Consider the following 1727-nt stretch of genomic DNA (forward strand, 5'->3'; position numbering starts at 1 on the left):
CGAAGTAATCTCTGAGCACCGCTTAACTTGTTTAAGCAAATCGAACTTTTAATTGAAGAGTTTGATCATGGCTCAGATTGAACGCTGGCGGCAGGCCTAACACATGCAAGTCGAGCGGCAGCGGGAAGTAGCTTGCTACTTTGCCGGCGAGCGGCGGACGGGTGAGTAATGTCTGGGAAACTGCCTGATGGAGGGGGATAACTACTGGAAACGGTAGCTAATACCGCATGACCTCGTAAGAGCAAAGTGGGGGACCTTCGGGCCTCACGCCATCGGATGTGCCCAGATGGGATTAGCTAGTAGGTGAGGTAATGGCTCACCTAGGCGACGATCCCTAGCTGGTCTGAGAGGATGACCAGCCACACTGGAACTGAGACACGGTCCAGACTCCTACGGGAGGCAGCAGTGGGGAATATTGCACAATGGGCGCAAGCCTGATGCAGCCATGCCGCGTGTGTGAAGAAGGCCTTAGGGTTGTAAAGCACTTTCAGCGAGGAGGAAGGGTTCAGTGTTAATAGCACTGTGCATTGACGTTACTCGCAGAAGAAGCACCGGCTAACTCCGTGCCAGCAGCCGCGGTAATACGGAGGGTGCAAGCGTTAATCGGAATTACTGGGCGTAAAGCGCACGCAGGCGGTTTGTTAAGTCAGATGTGAAATCCCCGAGCTTAACTTGGGAACTGCATTTGAAACTGGCAAGCTAGAGTCTTGTAGAGGGGGGTAGAATTCCAGGTGTAGCGGTGAAATGCGTAGAGATCTGGAGGAATACCGGTGGCGAAGGCGGCCCCCTGGACAAAGACTGACGCTCAGGTGCGAAAGCGTGGGGAGCAAACAGGATTAGATACCCTGGTAGTCCACGCTGTAAACGATGTCGACTTGGAGGTTGTGCCCTTGAGGCGTGGCTTCCGGAGCTAACGCGTTAAGTCGACCGCCTGGGGAGTACGGCCGCAAGGTTAAAACTCAAATGAATTGACGGGGGCCCGCACAAGCGGTGGAGCATGTGGTTTAATTCGATGCAACGCGAAGAACCTTACCTACTCTTGACATCCAGAGAATTCGCTAGAGATAGCTTAGTGCCTTCGGGAACTCTGAGACAGGTGCTGCATGGCTGTCGTCAGCTCGTGTTGTGAAATGTTGGGTTAAGTCCCGCAACGAGCGCAACCCTTATCCTTTGTTGCCAGCACGTAATGGTGGGAACTCAAAGGAGACTGCCGGTGATAAACCGGAGGAAGGTGGGGATGACGTCAAGTCATCATGGCCCTTACGAGTAGGGCTACACACGTGCTACAATGGCATATACAAAGAGAAGCGAACTCGCGAGAGCAAGCGGACCTCATAAAGTATGTCGTAGTCCGGATTGGAGTCTGCAACTCGACTCCATGAAGTCGGAATCGCTAGTAATCGTAGATCAGAATGCTACGGTGAATACGTTCCCGGGCCTTGTACACACCGCCCGTCACACCATGGGAGTGGGTTGCAAAAGAAGTAGGTAGCTTAACCTTCGGGAGGGCGCTTACCACTTTGTGATTCATGACTGGGGTGAAGTCGTAACAAGGTAACCGTAGGGGAACCTGCGGTTGGATCACCTCCTTACCTCAAGATACGCATTGTGCAGTGTCCACACAGATTGTCTGATAGAAAGTAACGAGCAGAAATACCTTAATAGGCTTGTAGCTCAGGTGGTTAGAGCGCACCCCTGATAAGGGTGAGGTCGGTGGTTCAAGTCCA

General features: G+C 52.8%; 1 rRNA gene. It reads left to right on the top strand.

The annotated features are described in order from the left end of the window. Positions 1 to 49: 49 nt before the first annotated feature. A 16S ribosomal RNA gene (locus UC15_RS23760) occupies positions 50 to 1592 on the top strand. The last annotated feature ends 135 nt before the right edge of the window (positions 1593 to 1727 follow it).

Origin of the sequence: Rahnella sp. AN3-3W3, from assembly GCF_003263545.1 — a bacterium.
GTDB lineage: Bacteria > Pseudomonadota > Gammaproteobacteria > Enterobacterales > Enterobacteriaceae > Rahnella > Rahnella variigena.